Origin of the sequence: Riemerella columbina (assembly GCF_030517065.1) — a bacterium.
Classification (GTDB): Bacteria; Bacteroidota; Bacteroidia; order Flavobacteriales; family Weeksellaceae; genus Riemerella; species Riemerella columbina_A.
The window spans coordinates 540,236-562,795 of the sequence record NZ_CP103950.1 but is presented as its reverse complement, the minus strand read 5'-3'; the positions used below and the strand labels follow the sequence as shown (position 1 = coordinate 562,795).

Genomic DNA, 22,560 nt, shown 5'->3' with positions numbered 1-22,560 from the left:
TAAAACGATGATGTTTCAGGATTTTCTTGGGGGTTAGCTTCTTACAAACTTGCCGATGCTTTCCATTAGTTGAGGGCGGTCGTCTAAGGCGATTTGGGCTACGGCGTAAAACTCCCGAACCCAATCGGATAGGTCGGCAAAGGCTTTGTTTTTCTGTTGGGTAGCGTTTTGGTTTTCGCCTTTTTCTTTTTCGTACTTAGCGCGTAGGGTTTCTACTTTTTCAATTTGTGCGACTTGGGTATCTACAGCTTCTTTGTTGATTTTAAACTTTTCTAATAAGGGTTTGGCTTCACTGTGGCTTTGGGCTTGCTGGTAAAAGGTTTTGATTTCTTGCATTGCTTTTAGGTAAGCGGCGGATAGGCTGCCATCGAGGGCGAGGGTTTTCCAAAGTTCGGGCTTTTTCATTAGGGCGACTTTGGCTACTTTTCGATGCTTGCTGTAGGCTTTCTTTAGGGTACTAAACGCATCGGAAAATTGGGCGTAGGCTTCTTTTTCTTCAGCGGTTTCTTGTTTGTTTTGGTCGTAGAGTTGTTGTGTGTGGTCGAATAGTGCTTTGCCTTCGGCGATTTTGGCATCGTCGTAGCCGTAGTCTGCCAATTCGGTTTTTAAGTCTTGTACCTCCTCTAAATTGGTAAATAAAACTCGGTAGTTTTCGAGGTACTGTAGTTCTGATAATTTTCTTGTTCTCATAGGATTTGGTTTTTAAAATTAGTATTGATGTAAATTTATGAAAAAAATTTAATATTTACTATAAACACACCTATTTCTATATTATTCTGAGTCGTTCTTGCATTACTCCGAGCCATTCTTGTGTTGCTCCGAGCCATTCTTGTGTTGCTCCGAGTCGTTCTTGTGTTGCTCCGAGTCGTTCTTGTGTTGCTCCGAGTCGTTCTTATGTTGCTCCGAGTCGTTCTTGCATTGCTCCGAGTCGTTCTTGTGTTGCTCCGAGTCGTTCTTGCATTGCTCCGATTTGTTTATATATGTCCACAGATGATTGTAGAAAAAAGGTCTCCTGTTTGAGAGACCTTTTTTGTTTATTATATTTTCTAATAAGTGAAAGTTGCCCCTATACCGACTCCCATATCACTATCGTAATGTGTAGAGAGAGCAATGTTTCGGGTTATGATGTATTTGAAACTTGACATATATTCTTTGTCAGTATTTAGCATAAATGCCCATCTTAATCTTGGCGTAATTGGTATATCTTCTCGCTTTAGTTGGAAACGGATTTTCCCATCTTGGAATATCTCTCCTTGTAGGGTTATCAGCCAAGGCAAGATATATTCAGCTCCAATGCTTATTACGGCTCGTTGGTCTTTTGTATTGGCTTGACCGAATATATTCTTTTCGACTTCTCCGTCTTGTTTTCTGTATCTCCAATCAAAGCCAATGAATGGCATAAAGAATTGATTTTTGCCTATATACCGACCGATGTGTGTTTCTACTTCAAATCCGTGTTCTTTGTGATAGCCTAATCTCCATTCTGTACCTATACTCCAACGGGTATTTTGTATCATCATCATTCCATCGTTGCCATTGGTAGCAAAATCATTTTCAAACATAAAGTGAAATGGATTGCTTTCTTTTTGTAGTTTTTTATAAGCCCATTTTTTGTCGGGCAGATATGGGTTAGGTGCTTGGTCTTGGTAGGTAAATACTCTATTCATTCCTGACATCATGTGGTATAGGATATGGCAGTGAAAAAACCAATCGCCTTCTAAGTTTGCATTGAATTCAATAGTATCTGTTTCCATTGGTAGTATGTCTAAAACATTTTTGAGTGGTGCGTAGTCTCCTTGTCCATTGAGTAATCTAAAATCATGACCGTGTAGGTGCATAGGGTGTCGCATCATAGAATTATTATATAGTATGATTCTTACATTTTCTCCTTTCTTAATTAGTATTTTGTCTGATTCGGAAAGGACTTTATTATCCATACTCCATACATACCGATTCATATTTCCTGTTAATTCAAATCGTAATTCTCTTACGGGGGCATTTTTAGGAAGTGTGGTTGGGTTGGTGGCTTTTAGCATTCCGTAGTTTAAGGTGATGATATTTTCTGAGTTTTTGTGTGTATGGCTCGTGTGTTTTGATTTTTTTGTTGTTATCTCGGGGTACATCACGGTGTTCATATCCATTTTCTGATTACTCATATTCATTCCCATATCGTCCATACTGCCATCTAAATTCATCATATTATTCATCATTTTCATACCTTCAAAGTAATTGAGCTTTGGAAGTCTGTTTTCTAATTGGATTTTGCCGTTTCCGAGATAGATTGATGCAGAACCTGTACGGTCTTCGGGTGTAGCAAGAAGTTCGTAGGCTAAGCCCTCTTTTGGAATAGTAACTATAATGTCATAGGTTTCGGATACTCCAATGATGAGTCGGTCTACATCTATTGGCTCTACATCATTCCCGTCATTGGCTACTACTGTTATTTTACCTCCTGCATAGGTAAGCCAAAAGTATGATGATGCTCCTGCGTTAGCTATACGAAGTCGTACTTTATCTCCACTTTTTAGGTGTGATAGCCTGCTTTGCTTTAGTCCATTTATTAGAAAGGCATCATAATATACATCGCTTACATCCATTGCTAACATTCGTTTCCATTCGTTTTCTAATTTTGTTTTGAAGTGTCCTGCTTTTATTGCTTCTGAGTAGCTTTGTACAGAGCCTTTTTTAATTCCTCCCCAATCGTTGGCATTGTGTAGCATTCTATGTACATTTTCGGGTTTGATGTCTGTCCATTCACTTAAGATTATGGGAACTTGTGGTAAGTCATCGATTCCTTTTCTAAAGGTTGGGTCGCTTTCCCTTTTCTTTAATATTAGTGAGCCGTACATGCCTAATTGTTCTTGCATTCCACTATGGCTGTGATACCAATGTGTGCCATTTTGGGTGATGGGGAAACGATAGGTAAATGTATGGTTGGGTTCAATAGGCATTTGTGTAAGGTAGGGTACGCCATCTTCTTTATTTGGGACATATAAGCCGTGCCAATGTAAGGAAGTACTTTCTTTTAGTTGATTGTGTACTACGATTTCTGCAATATCTCCTTCTGTAAAGGTGAGAGTAGGCATTGGAATTTGTCCGTTTACTGCAATTGCTCTTTTTTCTACACCTGAATAATTAACGATGGTGTCTGTAACTGTTAGTTCATAACGCACTACATTTTGCGCGTAAATGTTAGTGGTTATCATCAATAGTAGCAATACTATTGATAGTATTCTTTTATGTGCTTTATTATTCATTTTACTTTTATTTTTAGGTTAATTGAAATAACATGTATGCACTCATTACAATCATAAGTCCATCTTCAATTACTGTAATGGTACTCATAGGAAGATTGAAAACAGCTCCTAAACAAGCGCATTGAATTTTTTTCTTATCTAATAAAGATTGTACTACTCCTATAATACTTATAAGCATAATGATAAGCGCACTGCTATTGGTAATTATGGGGTTAAAATCAATAAGATAGGCAACTCCTAAGAGTAATTCTATGAAAGCATAGATATATGCCCAAATGGGAATTTTTTTTGCGACAATATCATACATCTGATAAGTATTGGCAAAGTCTTTTAGGTTTAACATTTTGAAGAAAGAAAAAACTAAAAAGAATCCTGCCATAAAATGACGCATCCATTCTAACGAGTCAATATTTTTGTTTTTGAGCTGAATGAGTAAAGTAACTCCAAAAATATAGGCAAAAATGAGTAGTATTGGTTTGTAAGTTTGTAACCATGATTTTACTTCTTCTGCTTTCTCTTTATGTTCTTCCGCAATGATATTGTATTTCGGTGCTAAACTTTCTTTTAATTTTGCCAATGGTATATGTTTGTCCATTGTAATAGTTGCTAAATTTTTTTCTTTGGATACTTCTACAGATATTACATTTTCTACCATTAACAAAGCTGATTTTACTTTAGCCTCACAACTTTCGCAGGTCATACCTGTAATTTTATATGTATGTTTCATTGTTTTTTGTTTTAGAGTAGGCGAAATGACCTTTCATTTCGCCCTCATTGTCTATTTGATTGTTTCTACTGTTTCTCCACATCTAAGCATTGTATTCCCATAATAGGGGTTTTGAATTACTTTTTCTGTGCTTAACCAATTTGCTCCTTTGCCTTTATTTGCCATAGGACAATGCTGATGATAGACGGGTACTTCATATTTTGCAGTCTTTAGCAATGAATATATATCATCTGAAAGTGAGATGAAGTGTATCCTCTGTGTTTGTATATCTTTGCTATTAGCTATACTTTTTGTCTGTGTCTTTAAGGCTTCCATTACTTTCATCCAAACTTTATGTATATCTGTTTGTAATTCACTCATTTTTATACTTTCTAATGATTTTCCTAATTCTTTAGCCTTAATGGACACTAATTCTTTATCTGATTCTATAAGGGCGTCTTTCAAATTGAAATAATTATCAAACACTGCTTTCAAATCATTCTGTTTGATATTTTTCTTCTCTGAATGGTGCTCTGAGTGATTTGAATTATTGTAACTAAAGTTTTTTGCACGATTGTATTGGCAACAGTTTGGTAAATTGTCATAAGCCTGATTGGGTGACAGAAATTGCTCGTTATCATACCCTGATAAAGCAATTCTTTTTAATATTTCGCTCTCATTTGTTTTTAAACTGTCATAGGAAATAGTAGCTATTTTGGTTTCTTTGTTCCAATCTATAAAGATTTCTCTCTTTTTATTTCCTGCTTTTTCTATTCTGCTTTTACACATTTCACAATTTCCATAAACTTTTACAGTTGTTGTCTTTTTATTTTTTATATTTTGTGCATAGCATACTGCGTTGGATAGCATTAGTAATGCTACCAAAGATTTAATTATTGGTTTCATTTTTTTAATTTTAAAATTATTATATAAGTTATTGTCTACAAATGAAGATTTATTTGTAGTGAACAGGATATACCTATGGCTGTATAGATAGGTTTTAACTTATATTTTGGGTGGTTGCCAAATGGGAAGATAAACAGGTTTAGGCATATTATTGTGATATGCCCAATTTGTTTCTTTTGTATAAATAACTACCGAGTTTAAAGGGGTAGTAAAATTGTTAATAGGGATAGAAATATTTACCGATGCAGGACAATGACAATTATTATTACAACTGCCATTACAATGGTTTGTGTTGTTATCATTATCGTGCGAATCACAAGATTGTTTGTTAGCTGATTCGCTGGAATTTATATGACACGGAATTTCACTTTTAGTTGGAGTAATATTATTACATGCCGATAACCTATTCAAAGGAATAGTCATTAGAAAAATTATAAGTATGTAATATATTTTTTTCATAAAAGCGGGACAAAGGTACAACTTTTATTCAAATAACCAAGTGGCAGCATCGACCATTTCTTAGTGGCTTCTTTTATAGAGAGATATACCGACTTCATAACCGCCTCATCGGTAGGGAAAGACATCTTATTTTTGGTGTATTTTAGTTCACAATATTTATTATTTTATAGGTGTTCATGAATGCTTTGCATTTCGGATTTTTCCGTTCAGATTTTCAATTAAATTGGTGGTATAAATAATTTTTCGGATTTCTAAAGGAAAGTCGAAAAATACGGTGAGTTCGTCCCAGTTATCTCGCCAAGATTTTACGGCATAAGCGTATTTACCCTCCCATTTTTTAGCAAAGCCCTCCAAAGCTGCCTTGGCAGCCTCTCGGTTGGGGGCGGTGTAAATGAGTTTCATATCTTGGGTAAAGGCTTTTCTGTCCTTCCAAACCACATATTTGCAAGCATTCCTAATTTGTTCATTTGTCTTTATTTTTTTCAAAGGTATTCACGAATGCTTCGCATTTGGTGCACTACGCATATTTGAGTTTGTGACTGTGGGAATGCCGAACTAATGGTCTGAGTAAATCCATTTAAATTATCGGTGGCGGTAATGAGGATATCCTCCACTCCACGAGCCTTTAAATCGGTCAATAGTAGAGACTTGAAAATCATCAATCTCACTGATTTGTTCTTCAATATCACTTACGCTCATCCCTTTGGCATATAAAGAAATAATCACATTTTCCAAGCCTTCGGCTATATTACGCCTTTTAGGAACTAGCATAGGTTGAAAACTTCCCTCTCTATCTCTAGGGACTTGAATTTGATCTTCTCCAAAGGAAGTTTTTATAGTTTCTTTACCATACCCGTTGCGGTAGTTCCCATCTTTGGTTTTCTCGTGTTTTTCATTGTCTAAATGAGCGTCAAGCTCTGCCGAAAGCATATGCTCTATGGCTTTCTTGTGCAGCTCTTTGAAGAATGAGTTTAGCTCTTCTCCATTCTTGAAGGACTTATAAAATTCCTTACTGTTTAAAAGTTCATTTTTGTCAATCATATCTAATCATATTTAAAATTGCAAATTAAGTTAAAAAGAGGTTTTGAAAACTAGTTTTCAAAACCTCTTTTTAACTTACACAGTTTATGAGATGCTACCAGCGAAAAAAATGTCAATTTAAAAGCAGGAATTTTCGTGCCGAAAATTCCAACCACAATTGAATATATACCATGTTACCTGAGGGTTTTCTTATAATCTTTTCTATAAATTCTCATGTTAAGTGCGGTCCAACTTTTGCCATTTATTGTTCTTTTTAATGATTTATTAGGATTAATTACGAAACCAGCTTTTTCATACGATTTTATGGCAGGCTTATTCCAATCGAAAACATTTAGTTCTGCAAATTCCATGTCCGTTTTTTGAAAGCCGAAATCCAATAGTTTCTCGGTTAATAATTTTCCATAGCCTTTTCCTCGATTTTCGTTATCAATTAAAATTCGTCCCAAAGCAAATGAGTTTTTAGTGAAATAAATTTCGGCGTGTCCAATTATATCGTCTTTATTTTTTACTGTAAATGCAAATCTATTTTTATCCTCTAACGATTCCAAAATTTGTGATTTAGTAAGAGGAAAAGTGAATTTCGGACCGGCAAATTGCATCAAATCTTCAGCATTATCAATCCAAGAGATTAATTTTTCAATATTTTCTTCCTTAAATTTTTGAATTTCTATCATATCACAAACTATTTGGATAAACTTGCAGGTAACGCACAAATATACACAATTACCACCTATATCCAAACAAACAGCCAATTTGTTTATTGTTAGAGTAATAAATAGAAAATAGTTTTATGTATTTTAGATTATTAAGTTATGAAAAATGAATGATGACCACTGAAAAATCAATCCTCAGTAGACACTATCCCATAAAGTGTGTAAGTTAAAAAGAGAGACTTAAGTTTTTAGAGTCTGAGTCTTTGGTCAAATATAAGCATAAATTGGTTTAAAACCAACCCCCAATTCTTAATAGGCATCGACCATTTCTTAGTGGCTTCTCTTATAGAGAGATATACTGACTTCATAACCGCCTCATCGGTAGGGAAAGACATCTTATTTTTGGTGTATTTTAGTTCACAATATTTATTATTTTATAGGTGTTCATGAATGCTTTGCATTTGGTGCACTACGCATATTTGAGTTTGTGACTGTGGGAATACCGAACTAATGGTCTGAGTAAATCCATTTAAATTATCGGTAGCGGTAATGAGGATATCCTCCACTCCCCGAGCCTTTAAATCGGTCAATACACTCATCCCTTTGGCATATAAAGAAATAATCACATTCTCCAAAGGAAGTTTTTATAGTTTTTTTACCATACCCGTTGCGGTAGTTACCATCTTTGGTTTTATGGTGTTTTTCATTGTTTAAATGAGCGTCAAGTTCTGCCGATAGCATATGTTCTATGGCTTTCTTGTGCAGTTCTTTGAAGAAAGAGTTTAGGTCTTCTCCATTCTTGAAGGACTTATAAAATTCCTTACTGTTTAAAAGTTCATTTTTGTCAATCATATCTAATCATATTTAAAATTGCAAATTAAGTTAAAAGAGGTTTTGAAAACTAGTTTTCAAAACCTCTTTTAACTTACACAGTTTATGGGATACTGCCAAACTTTCATATCTCAAATTCAGATTTATGTACTTATTAGACCTTCAAGAAAAAATATTGAAGATTAATTCCTCATTCCTATTTTATTTCTTAATTTCTCTTTCTCACAAAAGTTCCACTCATTTTTTAAAATACTCAGAATCATGCTATCTCTTCTGGTTCCGTCGGGTTTATACATATGACTTCTAAGGACACCTTCTTCTGTGCAACCGAGGCTTTTAATAGCATTTATACTTCTAATATTATCTTTGTCGGCTCGAAATTGAATCCTTTCCATTTCCAATACCTCAAAAGCGAACTCTAACAATAAATATTTGCAGTTTTTGTTGAGCCCAGTTCCTTGAAAGTCTTTGCCGTACCAAGTGAAACCTATATCACATGTTTTGTGAACAAAATTGATATCATAAAATCTTGTGCATCCCGCATAAGTCTGGCTTAGCTTGTCATAAACGCTGAAAGCATAAGAGATTCCCTTTTCTCTATCCGCTATGGCTTTTGCGATGTATGCGGTTAGTTTTTCTATGGTGTTGAGTCTGCTTAAGGTGTAATTCCATAATTCGGGTTCGTTAATGGCGATGTTCGCTAGATTGTTTGTATCTTCTATAGCTAAAGGTTTTAGCAATACTCTTGAGTTTTCTAAGTGAAATTCTTTTTGTAAATCCATTATTTCCATTGTTTGATTAGAAAATTTGTAACATTTTGGTGACTGATGTTGTTCTCTATTTCTTTGGTTAAGTGAATTAGCAAATCACAGTGGATGTCTATGATTGGAGGTTTCATCTTTTACTTCTATAAGTTATTTTATTACTCCAATGGGTTTTTATTAAAAAAAGACCTTTGCAAAGATATGAAAGGTCTTTTAAATGGGTTTTAAATAGTTTTTAACTTCTTACAAATTTGGCGACGCTCTCTAACAACTGCGGGCGGTCTTCTAATGCGATTTTGGCAATGCTGTAAAACTCTTTTACCCATTTTTCTAAATCGGCAAAGGCGGCGTTTTTCCGCTTGGTGGCATCTTGGTTTTCGCCCTTCTCTTGGGTGTAGGTGGCGTAGGCTTTTTGTGTTTTTTCTAATTGTGTGATTTGGGCATTTACGCTGTCTTCTGTCACTTTCAGCCTATTGAGTGGGCTTAGCAAAGTGCTGTCGTCTTTCAGGCTGCGGTAGAAGGTGCTGACCTCGTCTAATAGGTTTGCCATCTGGCGGGAGCTCTGCCCCTTAATGCGGAGGTTTTTAAGGATTTCGGGCTGGTCTTTGTAGATGATTTTTGCCTTTTTGCGGTCGGTTTTGTAGGTGTTGAGGAGCTGCTCTAAGGCGGCGGTAAACTGTGCGTAGGCGGTGGTCTCCTCCTGCCCTTCTTTAATGTTTTCCTGATAGACTTCTTTCGCTTTGTTGTAGAGGGTTTTGCCTTTTTGCACTTCGGTATCGTCATAACCGTATTCTGCGAGTTGGGTTTTTAATTCGGCTTGGGTACTAAGGTTTTCAAAGAGAATGCCGTAGTCTTGCAGGGTCTGTTGGTTGGAAAAGTACTTTTTCATAAGATTAGATTTTTATAATTGATTGTGTAAATATACTGATTTTTATCACACCAGCCACAGATTTATTAAAACTTTCTTATTGCTTTTAGGGTTTTCCCTGTTGCAGTTGGGTTTTCCCCCATTGCAATTCTATTTTTCCCTGTTGCAGTTGCGTTTTTACCCTTTACAATTGGGTTTTCCCCCGTTACAATTCTATTTTTCCCTGTTGCAGTTGGGTTTCCCCCTATTACAATTCTATTTTTACCCTTTACAGTTGGGTTTCCCCCCATTGCAATTCTATTTTTACCCTTTACAGTTGGGTTTCCCCCCATTGCAATTCTATTTTTACCCTTTACAGTTGGGCTTTTCTCTACTGATAGGCTGTTTTTGTGGGTTGCATTGGGGTGGACGATGTTATTTTTTTAGCGATGTTATTTTTTTTCTCTGCATATAATACCACTTCTTTTACTAACAATCTTCTCTTTAAAACAGCAATTTTATTTTTTAAAATCTTTGACATTTTTAGAAAACGGCAACTTCTTAATGTCTTTTACCTCCATTCAACCCAACCCACTCACTCGAAATATAATTTCCACTTCAGGATCATAATACCGAAAACGATTATACGCCAGCCCACTTTCCTCATCGTAATATTGCCCTGCGAATAACATTTGTGGGTCAAACGGCGTAGTTAGATTATGTAATTTTAAAAGAGCTAATATTGGGCAACATAATCCAACCTATGTACTTGTTTTTTAATTTATACTTTCTTCAATATTAATGAATTCTGGAGTTATATTGTCAATGAAGTAAAAATTAGATTCACATATTATGTTTATCTCATCACCTTTAAGACTCATTTTTACTACATTTTCATCAACATTAATGTTCAATGTTCCCATTTTATTAAATAAATTATTTCCATATATATTAATACAGCTCACATCCGAAAAGCTTAATTGCATACTTATTGCATTAAAGTCTTTATCATTCCATTTGTTTGGGAACACTGGTGGGATATTTAAAATATGGAATAATATTGTTAATGTATAGTCATAACATAAAATTTTGTGTAAGTAGATTTCATTTACATCAATGTTTCCATTAAACATATGAATTATTTTTTCTTTACCTATTGCTTTTTCAAACCATTTCATATTTCTATTCTCAATAATTATAATATTCTGAAATTCCAAGAAAACTTTTGTTCCTATATCCATCACCTGTAATCGGATCACTCGAAATATAGTTCCCACTTCAGGGTCATAATACTTAAAACGGTTAGTAATTTATAAAGATTGTTGAAATAACTCTTCAAGATTACTATAAAGTTTTTCAATAGTGAAATTATCATGATAGAAAATAAAAATTTCTCCATTTGGATGCATTAAAATAGGGTTTCCTGAACCATCATCAGAAATGGCATATAGGTTTTTGAGGAAGTTGTTATGCTGAGAATATTCATTCCATAAGTAAATCGTCTGATCTACAACATTTTCATTGCCTACAACGCTAGAGTTTGTTGTAGAAGATATTGAATAAATATCAATTCCAGCACTTGAACCGCCATATTTTTCTAGAAAATATATGTAATCTGAATTAAATTTTATCCCTAAGTTATTTTGAGCAGAAATAATATCGGCTTCTTTAACAGGTGTACCTTTTAAATTCTGATTTTTATTAAAATATTTTTCTAATCTAGCAATTGTTTCTAAATTCATAAGACTTCTCCTCTTTTTACTAATTCTTCTTTTGCTTTTGGATTATAATATCGAAATCGGCTATACGCTAAGCCGCTTTCTTAATTTTCTAAGCTTAAATTACCTAGTTTCCACTCTTCTAGTATTTGTCTTGCATCTGATGCTAGAATTCCAGAACCAGAACCTATATCTTCAAGTTTTTTTTGGCTAAGTTCAGAATACTTTTCACTAAACAATAAATAACTTGCAGCCCAACTTATAACAGAGCTAGAGCTATCATTTAATAAGCATTGTAAATCATCTAATTTATTTTCTGAAAGAAGAAACTCTTTTGCCTTTTGTATTTCTTTATAACTTTTATTAACAACCTTATATTCTCCTGTTAGAGTTGCTTTCCCATGTAGTTCCGCATTTTTTTTAAATGCGATAATTGCTTGTTCTATATTTTTGAATTTCATTTGTTATCCTTTTTAAAATTTCCAACCATTCACTTTTGTTCGCATTTAAGAATACTTTTAAATCAAATAAAGTTAAATCATGTTTCATTTTATATTTATTCCTAACTCTTTTGCTACTTTTGAACAATTTATACGTGGTTTATTTTTCATATATGACTATTGTTCATCATTACATGTAATCCAATTTGAATTCTTCGCTTTCCTCCTCCAGGTTTTGGAATGTCAAATTCATAAATTTTACCTGTCTACAATATTGCTATCAATGGTTTGTTTTATATGCCTAAATCAAAAATTTCTAATAATTTGGGAGCTATTTTTTTGATCATAGCTTTAAAAGTTGCTTGATCTTTTTCTGTTAAAGCATCACTTTCGGATAAATTATCAATTTGCTTAAAAAGATCAGCGACTATTAACCATTTATATATGTCAAAATCAAGATTTATGAAATTAGAAAAGGATACATTTTCAGCATCATGGTTATAATAATAAATTTCTTGATTTTCTTTATCAAATAGCCATAAATCACCTTGGCCTGTAGTGGCAAAAACAAAAAATCTATTTGAATAATTACCCATTAATTCTTTATATTGATAATACTCATTATAATTTGTAAAAATAAAATCACTAGATAATTCTTTTCCATTAAAGAAATCATATATTTCATCAGGTTTAGAAAATTTATTTAATCTCCCATTAGATATTTCTTCAATACTATGAATTACCATGTTTAACCTCCGCATTTTTTTATAATTGAAGAATTATAATCATTAATTCCAGATTTTTTAGCTATCTTATCTAAATGTTTTTCTATCATTTTTCCTGCTCTTTCCTTTCCTATTTTTTGTAATCTATTTTCATTTTTTCTAAGCCAATTATCCCAATGTCTGTTCCATTCTTGTCCTAGTGGCTAGTATTTGTATGTAATCCAATTTGAATTCTTATCATCTCTATAGGCACTCCATCCTAAAGGTAAAGTGTGAAGTTCATTAATCGTTTTATCAAGATCTACGATCTCTTTTAGTCCAACAATAACGACATCATTTTCTGTAATATCTTCTGATGAATCTAAGAATTGCCACATTTCATCATCACTATCATGAAAAACGCGAGTAATATCCATTTTTCTTGATAATATATTTTTTGTTGTAATAACTGCCACATTTGGGTCATCATTAAATAACCATTTTTGCATAACCTCTCCTATTTATTTTTTTGATACAAAAATTTTAACTTCTTCAGTGGTCATTATATCCATTTTTACTCCAATTATTAACGAAAGTTATTTTTTGTTTTTGGAATAAAATTCCCAGTATTTTTTATCAAATTCTTGGAAAGCTCGTTTTTTTCCTTGCTCATAAGCGATAGAGAAATATTTCATGGCTTCATCATATTCTTTAAGTTCATAACAAACTCGCCCCATTTGAATATACTCATAAGAATCATACTGGGCAGTATCATTATTTAAGCCTTCTAAAGCCCATTCTTTAGCTTCTATATAGCGTTCCATTTGAAAATAAGTTTCAGACGGCACATCGTTATTTTACCTGCCGATTAAGCCACCACACTAGCGAGAGCACCACAGGCACTTCCACCAGCACACCGACCACCGTTGCCAATGCCGCCCCCGAGTGCAAACCAAACAAAGAAATTGCCACCGCCACCGCTAATTCAAAAAAATTACTCGTGCCAATCAAGCACGCAGGGGCGGAAATTTCGTGTGGTAATTTGAGCCATTTTGCCAAAACGTGAGCCAAGGCAAAAATGCCGTAAGTCTGTGCCAGCAAGGGAATGGCAATCAGCAAAATAATCAAGGGATTGGCAATAATGGTTTGGGCTTGAAAGGCGAATAGCAACACCACCGTCAAAATCAAACCCATAATAGAAAAAGGTTTCAGGCTGCCTGAAAATTGTGCCACCGATTTACCCGATTTTTGTAAATAAGAGCGGGTAAACCACCCAGCCAGCAAGGGCAACAGCACATACAAAATCGTGCTTAAAATCAAGGTATTCCACGGAATTTCTATGTCGCTTACGCCGAGCAATACGCCTGCAATCGGAGCATACGCCACAATCATAATCAAATCATTGACCGAAACCTGCACCAAAGTGTAATTGGGGTCGCCTTTGACCAGTTGCGACCACACAAACACCATTGCCGTGCACGGTGCCACGCCCAGCAAAATCATGCCGGCAATGTATTCTTGTGCCGACTGTGCGTCCACCCAACCTGCAAAAAACACCCGAAAAAACAACCAGCCGAACACCGCCATCGTAAACGGCTTGACCAACCAGTTGATAAACAAGGTTAAAAACAAGCCCTTTGGTTTTTTGCCCACGTCTTTGATTGCCGACCAATCAATCTGAATCATCATCGGGTAAATCATCAGCCAAATCAGTATCGCCACAGGCAAATTCACATGAGCCACTTCCAAAGATGCAACCCATTGAAATACATTGGGAAACCAAACACCCAAAACCACGCCCAGCATAATCGCCAACGCCACCCAAAGGCTTAAAAAACGTTCAAACAACCCCATGATTTACTCCTTATGATTAATAATTTCGCCGTCTTCTTTGACAAACGGGATCGCAAAAGGCGGTAAAAATGCCAAAACTGTTTCGGACGGACGGCATAATTTCACGCCTTTTTCGCTCACCACAATCGGACGATTGATTAAAATCGGTTCACGAAGCATGGCGGAAATGAGTTCGTCATCGCTTAACTTTTCGTTTTGCAAACCAAGCGTTTCATACGGCACTACATTCGTCCTAAGTAACTGGCGGGGCGTGATGCCCATGCGTTTGATTAAATTACGCAAAGTCGTTTCACTTGGCGGATTTTTCAAATATTCAATCACTTGTGGCTCAATACCAGCGTGGCGGATGAGTGCCAGCACATTGCGTGAAGTACCGCAGTTTGGGTTGTGATAAATGGTAATGTTCATAGTTACTTCAATTATTAACGAAATTTATTTTTTGTTTTTGGAATAAAATTCCCAGTATTTTTTATCAAATTCTTGGAAAGCTCGTTTTTTTCCTCGCTCATAAGCAATGGAAAAATATTTCATGGCTTCATCATATTCTTTAAGTTCATAACAAACTCGACCCATTTGAATATACTCATATGAAGAATAGGGGCTTTGAGCTCTACCTGTAAGCATTCCTTTTTCTGCCCATAATTTAGCTTTTCTATAATCAGCCAAATCCATCAGCTCTTCAAATATGCAATATATAATTAATTCTGCAAGTTGTTCAGGTTGATTAAATTTGGGTTCTGGTAATTGTTCCCAAGATTGAATGAAATGTTGTAATCGGTCTTTGGAATTTTCAATATTTCCTATTTCTTGCAGTTTTGATACAAAAATTTTAACTTCTTCAGTGGTCATTATAGCCATTTTTACTCCAATTATTAACGAAATTTATTTTTTGTTTTTGGAATAAAATTCCCAGTATTTTTTATCAAACTCTTTAAAAGCTCGTTTTTTTCCTCGCTCATAAGCGATAGAGAAATATTTCATGGCTTCATCATATTCTTTAAGTTCATAACAAACTCGACCCATCTGGAAATACTCATAAGCACCAGTTTCAGCTGTATCATTATTGAGAGCCTCAATAGCCCATTCCTTTGCTTTTACATAATCCTTTTTATCAAAATAAACACCAAAAATACAATCAATTAGCCAGTTGGATAATTGTCTTGGTTGTTTGTTTTTTGGATTGGGTAAAGTATTCCATAAATCTAAATAAATAGATAAAGATTTATCTATGTCTGTGTTTTCTAACAAATTGGCGTTTTCAATTTTTTTTATATATTCATTTACAGTTTGTTCAACTAGCATATGCTGTATCCTTATCTTAATGAGGGTAAATAGGTTTCTTGAATTTTTGCACCTTAGGAACGATTAATTGAATAATATTCAAGATAATAATTATCTGAATTTTTCATCCAATTTCTGACTTCAAGGGATCTAGCTCCATATTAACGACCAACAGAGTTCCACCAGCTTACAGCATCTATAAAAAAGAAGAGTACCCAGCAAATCCAAAAAATTTTCATAATTTAGGTGTGTGCGAAGTTTAAACAAACCACAATTTTACAACTTTTTTTTCAAAAAATGGGCGTTTGGGGCGTAAAAAATTTAAAAAATATTCTTTTCTAAAATGCTCTTTATTTTTAAGTTGTTGTATTTCAGTATTTTTTAGGTATCTAAACTTTCATTTGTGCAAAGCAGAACCCCACTACTCCGCCTTCTTTTCCTTTAAAAATCGGATAAAGAATAAGCCCAAGGCAAAGAATATAACCATAGAGAACGCTGCATAGCGCATATTATTAAAATGCTCTATCAGCGTGGCGAAAATGAAAGTCCCCAAAATAATAGCCAACTTTTCTAAAACATCATAAAAGCTGAAATAAGTGGTGTTCTCCATACCATCTTCGGGCAATAATTTGGAGTAAGTAGAGCGGGACATCGCCTGCAATCCGCCCATCACCAAGCCAATAATCCCAGCAATGCCATAAAACTGATACTCCACATTCGAGTTCTCTTTATTGAGAAAATACGCCGAAAGACAAGCCACAATCCATAAACCGACCGCTATGGAAATCACATTTTTATTGCCAATTCGTTTGGATAATTTTGAGAAAAACACTGCCCCCACAATCGCTTCTATCTGAATGACCAATAGGGTTAATATGAGTTTATCTTGGGCTAAGTTAATTTCGCTCTTCCCGAATAAAGTCGCCATAAGGAAAATAGTCTGCATCCCCACGCTATAAAAGAAGAAACTCGTTAAGAAATACTTTAAATTAGGCGTATGGAAGAGCTTAGCTCCTACTTTGTAAAGTTCCCTAAAACTCTCTTTAATAATCTCTTTATAAAAAAGTAAATTCTCCCTCAGTACTACCCAGAAACCGCCATTATTTTTATGGCTTTTAAACACATTTTGAATGTTTAGAAGCACCAAATCCTTCGGCAATTGATCTTTAACCAAACCAAAAGTAGGCAGATGTTTAAAGGTATAATATGAAAATCCGAACCACCAAGCTCCCGTGAGCAAGAAGCTAAGCCTTGTCATCAACAGCGCTTGTTTAGGCGTTTCTGCAAGCACTTGGATCAGCACCAAACAAATTACCACCAAAATCACCGAACCGATATAACCATACACATAACCTCTGGCAGAGAGCGCATCTTGGCGGTCTGGCGTGGCAATATCTGGCAAAAAGGAATTGTAAAACACCAAGCTCCCCCAAAAACCAACACTGGCGGTAATGCTAAATAGCAAGCCTAAAAACACCGTATTCATATTCGTAAAGAGCGCCAAGCCCATACAAGAAGTAGCGCCTAAATAACAGAAAAATTGTAAAAACGACTTTTTATTGCCTATCGTATCTGCCAAAGAGGACAAAATAGGCGATAGCAACACCACAATAATAAACGAAACGGTGAGGGAATAGCCATAAATGGCATCTGGATGATAAGTATCGCCAAAGATGGAAATGCTATGCCTCACGGGCACTTTTATCCAATCTTTGGTCTGGCTTACATACTCGTTTTTCTCATAAACCGTGGTGATGATGCTGTAATAAATCGGGAAAATGGTGGAGGTAATCACCAATGAATAAACCGAGTTTGCCCAGTCGTAAACCGCCCAAGCCCGCATCACTTTCGGATTGTTTTTAATATTGAGATTTTTTTTATTTTCGGTGGTTGTTGCCATAGTGACCTATTTTTAAACGCACAAATATAAAAAAACCATTAAGAACTTAGTCGCTTTTTTTGATCAGCCCTTAATGGTTTCTAAGTTTTTTCTCTGTTAGATTTTTATCAAAAGTTAAACACGCTCGATAACCACGGCAGAGGCGCCTCCACCACCGTTACAGATGGCTGCCGCTCCTATTTTGCCTTGGTTCTGCGCTAAAACATTGATCAAGGTCACCAAAATCCGAGAGCCAGAGCTGCCCAGAGGATGCCCCAATGCAACTGCACCACCGTTCACATTCACTTTGGCAGGGTCTAAACCTAAGATTTTATTATTCGCTAAGCCTACCACAGAAAAAGCCTCGTTAAATTCAAAGAAATCTACCTCATCTTGGCTGATTCCCGCTTTGGCTAAGGCTTTCGGCAAAGCTTTGGCTGGCGCTGTAGTAAACCATTCTGGCTCTTGTGCAGCATCGGCATAGCCTAAAATCTTCGCTAATGGTTTAAGCCCCAAAGCTTCCATTTTTTCTTTAGACATCAGGATTAAGGCAGAGGCGCCATCGTTAAGCGTAGAAGCATTGGCTGCCGTTACCGTGCCGTTTTCTCGTTGGAATACCGTTGGCAGCGTAGGAATTCTATCAAAATTAACATTGGTGTATTCCTCATCTTCTGTCATAATTTTAGGCTCGCCTTTTCTCTGCGGAATGGCTACAGGCACCACTTCTTCTTTAAATTTGCCCTCTTGCCACGCTTGGGCTGCCCTTTTATAGGACTCTATCGCAAATTGGTCTTGATCTTCTCTGGAAAAATGGTATTCGGTGGCACATTTTTCTGCACACACGCCCATATGGACTTTATTATAAACATCGGTCAAGCCGTCTAAAACCATACCATCTAACATTTTAACATCGCCTAACTTTACCGCTTGGCGCGCGTGGTAGTAGTGCGGTACAGAGCTCATATTCTCCATTCCTCCTGCCACTACAATCTCAGCATCTCCACTTTTAATGGCTTGGGCTGCCATCATCACAGCTTTCATCCCCGATGCGCAAACTTTGTTGATGGTGGTGCACGGCGTATCTTTGGAAAGTCCCGCGCCTAATGCCGCCTGTCTCGCTGGTGCTTGCCCCTCGCCCGCTTGGAGCACATTGCCCATATAAACCTCATCTACGAGGCTTGGCTCTAAGTTGATTTTTTCTAATGCGCCCTTAATGGCTGTAGCGCCCAAAGCGGTAGCTGGCACGCTGGCTAAACTTCCTAAAAAACTCCCCATTGGGGTTCTTACTGCAGATACTATAAATACTTCTTTCATTTTTATCGGTTTTAATGCTTGTTATTTACTTTAAATTTCACTTTGCCAAAATACAAAAAAAAATACACTTTTCGGAGTGTATTTTTTTTGATCACCATAGCGTGGATTATTTAGCTGTAAGGCTCACTTGCAAGTCTATATCATCTTTAATCACCACATCTTTCATTGTAGATTGGTAAGCGATGCCCCACTTCTGTCTATCGATAGAGAATTTTTCTGATACCAAAGTTAATACTCCATCAGTCACTTTAACCTGCGCTGGGAAGCTCACTTGGTTGGTTTTTCCTTTTAAAGTCAATTGCCCTATGATGGTATAATTGCCATTTTGGCTGGTTTTCTTCAAATGGGTGATTTTAAATAATCCTGTAGGATATTTTTCTACCTCAAAAAAATCTCCGTTTTTAAGGTGTCCGTTGAGTTTCGCTTGATACTCGCCAGAAAGGTCTGTAGCGTTGATAGAAGTCATATCCAGCACGAAAGTTCCGCCTGCCAATTGGTTATTTTTGAGTATAACGGTACCGTTTTTTAAATTTAAAGTACCATAGTGAGAGGAAGCCTCTGTTTTAGCCACTTTGTAGCCCCACCAATTGATTTCTGACTGGGTCACTTTTAGATTTTTAGTTTGAGCGAACACCAAACCGCCCATCAATACGAATAATAATGCTAATTTTTTCATTGTTTTGATTTTTAAATTACGGTTGCAAAGATAAACTTTACCGCCATACTTACGCATTAACATAGGTCAATAAAAAATAGAATGGTGTTTAATCTATAGTTTTCACTAATTTTGCAGCGACAATTCCGCTCTTAAATCCAAATAATGAAAACAGACGCCATAGATATCGCCATATTAAAAGAACTCATCCAAGATAGTAGCCAAAGCGTAAAGGAAATCGCTGCCAAAGTGAATTTATCCGTAACGCCCGTGCACGATAGAATCAAGAAAATGAAGAAATCAGGGCTTATTGCAGGCTCTACGGTCTTGTTAAATCTCGATAAAATAGGCTATACTATGGTGGCATATCTCCAAATAAAACTGGTAAAACACGGCGAGGACATCTTTGAAGAGTTTAAAGAAAAAATACTCCAATTTGATGAAGTTTTAGAAGCTACCTTTACCATCGGGGATTATGATGTGATGCTCAAACTCCTCCTCAAAGATATGCAGCATTACGAAGAATTTATTCTGAGGAAAATCTCAAAATTAGGCATCATCGCTACGGTAAAAAGTAGTTTCTCCATCAATTACATCACAGAAAACCAACACTTGGTCAACGCAAAACAGTTTTCTAAAATCTTATAACGCCCTTATTTTATGAACGCCATTCCCCTCCAAGACCAACACCCCGCAGACATCGCCGAGCAACTCTCCGCCTTAGATACCAAAAGCCGAAACCTCTCTTTCCTGATGCTCTCTGGCGAGTTAAAATCTGATGTTTTCCCTTATTTTGATGCCGCCACGCAGCAAGACATCGTGAAATCCTTAGGGGATGAAGACTTTGCCGAGGTGCTGAATAACTTAGACCCCGATGATAGAACCGCCATTTTGGAGAGCTTTCCAGACCGCCTAATCAAGCATTCTGTGAACCTCCTCAACGATAAAGAGAAGGAAACCGCCCTCAACCTCATCGGTTATGATAAAGACTGCATCGCTCGGCTGATGACCCCGCAATATGTGCAAGCCAAAGCCGACTGGACAGTGCAACAGGTGCTGGATTACATTAAAATCTATGGTAAAAATGCCGAAACGCTTACCTATATTTATGTAGTAGACCATCAGCACAAACTCATTGATGATTTAAAGATTGGGCAACTCCTAATGGCGGATTATAGCACTCAACTTTCTGAGTTGATGGATGGCGTTTTTGTGAGCATAGCGACCACCACTTCCATAGAAGACAGTTTTCATATTTTTGAAAAGTACGACCGCTCCTCACTGCCCATCACTACCGCAAATGGCACGCTGGTGGGCATTGTGACCTTTGATGATATTATCGATAAAATACAAGCGCGAGACACTGAGGACATTCAGAAATTTGGTGGTGTAGAGGGGTTAGATTTGTCTTATACCCAAACGCCGTGGCTCACTCTGGTGAAAAAACGCGCTGGCTGGCTGATCATCCTTTTTTTAGGCGAAATGCTTACCGCCTCCGCTATGGGCTACTTTGATGATGAGATAGAAAAAGCCGTGGTGCTGGCGCTTTTTGTACCGCTAATTATTTCCAGTGGCGGAAACTCAGGCTCTCAAGCCGCCTCGCTGATTATCCGTGCGATGGCGCTCCAAGAACTAAAACTCAAAGATTGGTGGTATGTAATGCGCAAGGAGATTTTCTCTGGGCTCTTGCTCGGCGTTATTTTGGGGAGCATCGGCTTTTTGAGGATTGTCATTTGGCAGAAAACAGGCATCTATGATTATGGCGTTTATTGGGTTTCAGTGGCAATGGCGGTCTCCTTATCATTGGTGTTCATTGTGCTTTGGGGAACGCTTTCGGGCTCGCTAATTCCGTTTTTATTGAGAAAATTAGGCTTAGACCCTGCCACGGCATCGGCACCATTTGTTGCCACCTTGGTTGATGTTACTGGTTTGGTAATTTATTTCTCCGTTGCCGCCATATTCCTAAGTGGGAAATTGCTTTAAAAAAATGTGCTAAAACCATTGCTGAACTTTCGCCATCACCACCTGCGTGGCACTTGGAGCTTGGCGCATCCAAACCTCGGCATTTTGTCCCATAGTTTTCATTTTCTGGGGATTTTGGAGCAATGATAAAATGAATGCGGCACACAGCTGTTCATCAGCAAATGACTGTCCGCCGCCTGCCGCAATCAGCGCATCTGCCTCTGGATTTTTTTGATAATGGTTCCCAAATAAAACAGGAACACCATAGACCGCCGCCTCCAAAATATTATGCAACCCCGCCGAATGGAAACCACCGCCCACCACCGCAATATCAGCATAGGCATACAAACGCGAAAGCCAGCCAATACTGTCTATCATCAACACTGATTCTGATTTTATTTTATCACGATCTTGCTCTATTTCCGAATACAATAATGCCTCTGGAAATCGCTTTTTCAACGATGAAATATGGCTCAAGTCGTGTGGCGCTATGATGATTTTCGCTTTTGTAGAACCCGCAATCGTTTGGGCGATGCTTTCTTCTGTTTCCCAAGCACTACCGAACACCACCAATGGCAAATTCCCTTTAAATTCCGTAATATAAGGCACTGAAGAAGCTTGGACTTTGATGGCTTTCACCCGATCAAAACGCGTATCTCCTGACACCGAAGATTGCGCCAAGCCCAAACTTTCGGCTAAATTTTTAGAAACCTCCGTTTGATGAAAAAACCAATCTACATAGCGTTTTAAGGCTTGCACCATCCACTGACCATAAGGCTTAAAAAACACCTGCGAAGGATAAAACAACGCCGAAACAACGAATATTTTGACTTTTTTATGATGTAAAATCTCCAAAAGATGATACCAATAATCATACTTTACCGTGAAAAAAATATCGGTATGGAAGGCTTCTACAAAGGTTTTCATCTTCTTTTTTTGGTCTATTGGCAAATAGCACAAGGCATCCGCTATCGTTTTTTTCTTTGCCATCTGTTCATATCCTGATGGCGAGAAAAAAGTGACCAAAATTTTATGGTTGGGAAACCGCTGTTTCATCGCCTCTAATACGGGTAAGCCTTGCTCATACTCGCCTAAGCTGGCGGCGTGCATCCAAATCACACGGTCATTAGGCTGAAAGGCGGTTTTCACAATGGAAAGACTTTGCTGTCTGCCTACCCAACCTTGGCGTAATTTAGCATTAAAAAACCGCCCTATATAAAATCCCAAGGCAAGCAACTGAACAAAAACAGAGTACAAAAACTTCAAAATCAATTATTTATAAAAATAAG

25 protein-coding genes and 2 pseudogenes are annotated in these 22,560 nt (G+C 36.7%); 2 read left to right on the top strand and 25 right to left on the bottom strand.

What is annotated here, in order from left to right; translation table 11 throughout:
• Window positions 1-33 precede the first annotated feature (33 nt).
• From NYR17_RS02690 to NYR17_RS02575, 24 genes and pseudogenes are all read right to left on the bottom strand, one after another.
• Window positions 34-690 (bottom strand): hypothetical protein, encoded by a 657-nt coding sequence (locus NYR17_RS02690; RefSeq protein ID WP_302506224.1) that lies wholly within the window; start codon window positions 688-690, stop codon window positions 34-36.
• Window positions 691-1,046: 356 nt separating this feature from the next.
• Window positions 1,047-3,257: a multicopper oxidase family protein gene (locus NYR17_RS02685; protein WP_302506223.1), complete on the bottom strand. Its 2,211-nt coding sequence runs from the start codon at window positions 3,255-3,257 to the stop codon at window positions 1,047-1,049.
• Between the two features lie 13 nt (window positions 3,258-3,270).
• Complete coding sequence (locus NYR17_RS02680; RefSeq protein ID WP_018674570.1) at window positions 3,271-3,984, bottom strand: heavy-metal-associated domain-containing protein; 714 nt, start codon at window positions 3,982-3,984, stop codon at window positions 3,271-3,273.
• 51 nt (window positions 3,985-4,035) lie between these two features.
• The gene (locus NYR17_RS02675) at window positions 4,036-4,869 is read right to left on the bottom strand and encodes a DUF3347 domain-containing protein (RefSeq protein ID WP_018674569.1); all 834 of its coding nucleotides are present in this window, start codon (window positions 4,867-4,869) and stop codon (window positions 4,036-4,038) included.
• Between the two features lie 455 nt (window positions 4,870-5,324).
• Window positions 5,325-6,369: pseudogene (locus NYR17_RS02670) on the bottom strand (transposase).
• 173 nt (window positions 6,370-6,542) lie between these two features.
• A complete protein-coding gene (locus NYR17_RS02665; protein ID WP_302506221.1) occupies window positions 6,543-7,043 on the bottom strand; it encodes a GNAT family N-acetyltransferase in 501 nt (166 codons plus the stop codon).
• Between the two features lie 227 nt (window positions 7,044-7,270).
• A pseudogene (locus tag NYR17_RS02660) lies at window positions 7,271-7,874 on the bottom strand (transposase).
• Between the two features lie 161 nt (window positions 7,875-8,035).
• Window positions 8,036-8,635, bottom strand: a complete 600-nt coding sequence (locus tag NYR17_RS02655; protein ID WP_302506219.1) for a GNAT family N-acetyltransferase — start codon at window positions 8,633-8,635, stop codon at window positions 8,036-8,038.
• A 217-nt stretch (window positions 8,636-8,852) separates the two neighbouring features.
• Window positions 8,853-9,506: a hypothetical protein gene (locus NYR17_RS02650; protein ID WP_302506217.1), complete on the bottom strand. Its 654-nt coding sequence runs from the start codon at window positions 9,504-9,506 to the stop codon at window positions 8,853-8,855.
• Between the two features lie 65 nt (window positions 9,507-9,571).
• Window positions 9,572-9,898, bottom strand: a complete 327-nt coding sequence (locus NYR17_RS02645; RefSeq protein ID WP_367997962.1) for a hypothetical protein — start codon at window positions 9,896-9,898, stop codon at window positions 9,572-9,574.
• A gap of 147 nt (window positions 9,899-10,045) precedes the next feature.
• Window positions 10,046-10,156 (bottom strand): RHS repeat-associated core domain-containing protein, encoded by a 111-nt coding sequence (locus NYR17_RS02640; RefSeq protein WP_302506211.1) that lies wholly within the window; start codon window positions 10,154-10,156, stop codon window positions 10,046-10,048.
• An 84-nt stretch (window positions 10,157-10,240) separates the two neighbouring features.
• On the bottom strand, window positions 10,241-10,705 hold the full coding sequence (locus NYR17_RS02635; RefSeq protein WP_302506210.1) for an Imm50 family immunity protein: 465 nt from the start codon (window positions 10,703-10,705) through the stop codon (window positions 10,241-10,243).
• 69 nt (window positions 10,706-10,774) lie between these two features.
• Entirely contained in the window at window positions 10,775-11,206 is a 432-nt protein-coding gene (locus NYR17_RS02630; RefSeq protein WP_302506209.1) for an SMI1/KNR4 family protein, read from the bottom strand.
• An 80-nt stretch (window positions 11,207-11,286) separates the two neighbouring features.
• Window positions 11,287-11,643 (bottom strand): hypothetical protein, encoded by a 357-nt coding sequence (locus NYR17_RS02625; RefSeq protein ID WP_153827956.1) that lies wholly within the window; start codon window positions 11,641-11,643, stop codon window positions 11,287-11,289.
• 272 nt (window positions 11,644-11,915) lie between these two features.
• Window positions 11,916-12,368, bottom strand: coding sequence for a hypothetical protein (locus NYR17_RS02620; RefSeq protein ID WP_302506208.1), 453 nt, complete (start codon window positions 12,366-12,368; stop codon window positions 11,916-11,918).
• Between the two features lie 182 nt (window positions 12,369-12,550).
• Complete coding sequence (locus NYR17_RS02615) at window positions 12,551-12,835, bottom strand: hypothetical protein (RefSeq protein WP_302506207.1); 285 nt, start codon at window positions 12,833-12,835, stop codon at window positions 12,551-12,553.
• A gap of 87 nt (window positions 12,836-12,922) precedes the next feature.
• Window positions 12,923-13,150: a hypothetical protein gene (locus NYR17_RS02610; RefSeq protein WP_302506206.1), complete on the bottom strand. Its 228-nt coding sequence runs from the start codon at window positions 13,148-13,150 to the stop codon at window positions 12,923-12,925.
• A gap of 28 nt (window positions 13,151-13,178) precedes the next feature.
• Window positions 13,179-14,180 (bottom strand): ACR3 family arsenite efflux transporter, encoded by a 1,002-nt coding sequence (gene arsB / locus NYR17_RS02605; RefSeq protein ID WP_302506204.1) that lies wholly within the window; start codon window positions 14,178-14,180, stop codon window positions 13,179-13,181.
• 3 nt (window positions 14,181-14,183) lie between these two features.
• Complete coding sequence (gene arsC, locus NYR17_RS02600) at window positions 14,184-14,588, bottom strand: arsenate reductase (glutaredoxin) (protein ID WP_047977621.1); 405 nt, start codon at window positions 14,586-14,588, stop codon at window positions 14,184-14,186.
• A 24-nt stretch (window positions 14,589-14,612) separates the two neighbouring features.
• The gene (locus NYR17_RS02595) at window positions 14,613-15,029 is read right to left on the bottom strand and encodes a hypothetical protein (RefSeq protein ID WP_302506201.1); all 417 of its coding nucleotides are present in this window, start codon (window positions 15,027-15,029) and stop codon (window positions 14,613-14,615) included.
• Between the two features lie 33 nt (window positions 15,030-15,062).
• Entirely contained in the window at window positions 15,063-15,482 is a 420-nt protein-coding gene (locus NYR17_RS02590) for a tetratricopeptide repeat protein (RefSeq protein ID WP_302506200.1), read from the bottom strand.
• Between the two features lie 400 nt (window positions 15,483-15,882).
• Window positions 15,883-17,361 (bottom strand): MFS transporter, encoded by a 1,479-nt coding sequence (locus tag NYR17_RS02585; protein WP_302506199.1) that lies wholly within the window; start codon window positions 17,359-17,361, stop codon window positions 15,883-15,885.
• Window positions 17,362-17,475: 114 nt separating this feature from the next.
• Entirely contained in the window at window positions 17,476-18,654 is a 1,179-nt protein-coding gene (locus NYR17_RS02580; protein ID WP_302506198.1) for an acetyl-CoA C-acyltransferase, read from the bottom strand.
• A 106-nt stretch (window positions 18,655-18,760) separates the two neighbouring features.
• Window positions 18,761-19,330 carry a YceI family protein gene (locus NYR17_RS02575; RefSeq protein ID WP_302506196.1) on the bottom strand — a complete coding sequence of 190 codons (570 nt, stop codon included), beginning with the start codon at window positions 19,328-19,330 and terminating at the stop codon, window positions 18,761-18,763.
• Window positions 19,331-19,474: 144 nt separating this feature from the next.
• On the opposite strand from NYR17_RS02575, the gene NYR17_RS02570 reads away from it, so the two are divergent.
• Window positions 19,475-19,957 (top strand): Lrp/AsnC family transcriptional regulator, encoded by a 483-nt coding sequence (locus NYR17_RS02570; RefSeq protein ID WP_302506195.1) that lies wholly within the window; start codon window positions 19,475-19,477, stop codon window positions 19,955-19,957.
• A 12-nt stretch (window positions 19,958-19,969) separates the two neighbouring features.
• On the top strand, window positions 19,970-21,292 hold the full coding sequence (mgtE, locus tag NYR17_RS02565) for a magnesium transporter (protein ID WP_302506194.1): 1,323 nt from the start codon (window positions 19,970-19,972) through the stop codon (window positions 21,290-21,292).
• 9 nt (window positions 21,293-21,301) lie between these two features.
• Here the strand turns inward: mgtE and NYR17_RS02560 are convergent, their stop codons facing one another.
• Complete coding sequence (locus NYR17_RS02560) at window positions 21,302-22,537, bottom strand: 3-deoxy-D-manno-octulosonic acid transferase (protein ID WP_302506193.1); 1,236 nt, start codon at window positions 22,535-22,537, stop codon at window positions 21,302-21,304.
• Window positions 22,538-22,560 lie beyond the last annotated feature (23 nt).

What these genes read in the sequence shown, in the direction of transcription:
- NYR17_RS02675 (WP_018674569.1), bottom strand. Translation starts at nt 4,869, where the DNA reads ATGAAACCAATAATTAAATCTTTGGTAGCATTACTAATGCTATCCAAC.
- NYR17_RS02640 (WP_302506211.1), bottom strand. Translation starts at nt 10,156, where the DNA reads ATGTTATTCGCAGGGCAATATTACGATGAGGAAAGTGGGCTGGCGTAT.
- NYR17_RS02635 (WP_302506210.1), bottom strand. Translation starts at nt 10,705, where the DNA reads ATGGATATAGGAACAAAAGTTTTCTTGGAATTTCAGAATATTATAATT.
- NYR17_RS02655 (WP_302506219.1), bottom strand. Translation starts at nt 8,635, where the DNA reads ATGGATTTACAAAAAGAATTTCACTTAGAAAACTCAAGAGTATTGCTA.
- NYR17_RS02580 (WP_302506198.1), bottom strand. Translation starts at nt 18,654, where the DNA reads ATGAAAGAAGTATTTATAGTATCTGCAGTAAGAACCCCAATGGGGAGT.
- NYR17_RS02650 (WP_302506217.1), bottom strand. Translation starts at nt 9,506, where the DNA reads ATGAAAAAGTACTTTTCCAACCAACAGACCCTGCAAGACTACGGCATT.
- mgtE (WP_302506194.1), top strand. Translation starts at nt 19,970, where the DNA reads ATGAACGCCATTCCCCTCCAAGACCAACACCCCGCAGACATCGCCGAG.
- NYR17_RS02690 (WP_302506224.1), bottom strand. Translation starts at nt 690, where the DNA reads ATGAGAACAAGAAAATTATCAGAACTACAGTACCTCGAAAACTACCGA.
- NYR17_RS02620 (WP_302506208.1), bottom strand. Translation starts at nt 12,368, where the DNA reads ATGGTAATTCATAGTATTGAAGAAATATCTAATGGGAGATTAAATAAA.
- NYR17_RS02615 (WP_302506207.1), bottom strand. Translation starts at nt 12,835, where the DNA reads ATGCAAAAATGGTTATTTAATGATGACCCAAATGTGGCAGTTATTACA.
- NYR17_RS02680 (WP_018674570.1), bottom strand. Translation starts at nt 3,984, where the DNA reads ATGAAACATACATATAAAATTACAGGTATGACCTGCGAAAGTTGTGAG.
- arsC (WP_047977621.1), bottom strand. Translation starts at nt 14,588, where the DNA reads ATGAACATTACCATTTATCACAACCCAAACTGCGGTACTTCACGCAAT.
- NYR17_RS02610 (WP_302506206.1), bottom strand. Translation starts at nt 13,150, where the DNA reads ATGGAACGCTATATAGAAGCTAAAGAATGGGCTTTAGAAGGCTTAAAT.
- NYR17_RS02575 (WP_302506196.1), bottom strand. Translation starts at nt 19,330, where the DNA reads ATGAAAAAATTAGCATTATTATTCGTATTGATGGGCGGTTTGGTGTTC.
- arsB (WP_302506204.1), bottom strand. Translation starts at nt 14,180, where the DNA reads ATGGGGTTGTTTGAACGTTTTTTAAGCCTTTGGGTGGCGTTGGCGATT.
- NYR17_RS02685 (WP_302506223.1), bottom strand. Translation starts at nt 3,257, where the DNA reads ATGAATAATAAAGCACATAAAAGAATACTATCAATAGTATTGCTACTA.
- NYR17_RS02595 (WP_302506201.1), bottom strand. Translation starts at nt 15,029, where the DNA reads ATGACCACTGAAGAAGTTAAAATTTTTGTATCAAAACTGCAAGAAATA.
- NYR17_RS02570 (WP_302506195.1), top strand. Translation starts at nt 19,475, where the DNA reads ATGAAAACAGACGCCATAGATATCGCCATATTAAAAGAACTCATCCAA.
- NYR17_RS02590 (WP_302506200.1), bottom strand. Translation starts at nt 15,482, where the DNA reads ATGCTAGTTGAACAAACTGTAAATGAATATATAAAAAAAATTGAAAAC.
- NYR17_RS02625 (WP_153827956.1), bottom strand. Translation starts at nt 11,643, where the DNA reads ATGAAATTCAAAAATATAGAACAAGCAATTATCGCATTTAAAAAAAAT.
- NYR17_RS02630 (WP_302506209.1), bottom strand. Translation starts at nt 11,206, where the DNA reads ATGAATTTAGAAACAATTGCTAGATTAGAAAAATATTTTAATAAAAAT.
- NYR17_RS02665 (WP_302506221.1), bottom strand. Translation starts at nt 7,043, where the DNA reads ATGATAGAAATTCAAAAATTTAAGGAAGAAAATATTGAAAAATTAATC.
- NYR17_RS02585 (WP_302506199.1), bottom strand. Translation starts at nt 17,361, where the DNA reads ATGGCAACAACCACCGAAAATAAAAAAAATCTCAATATTAAAAACAAT.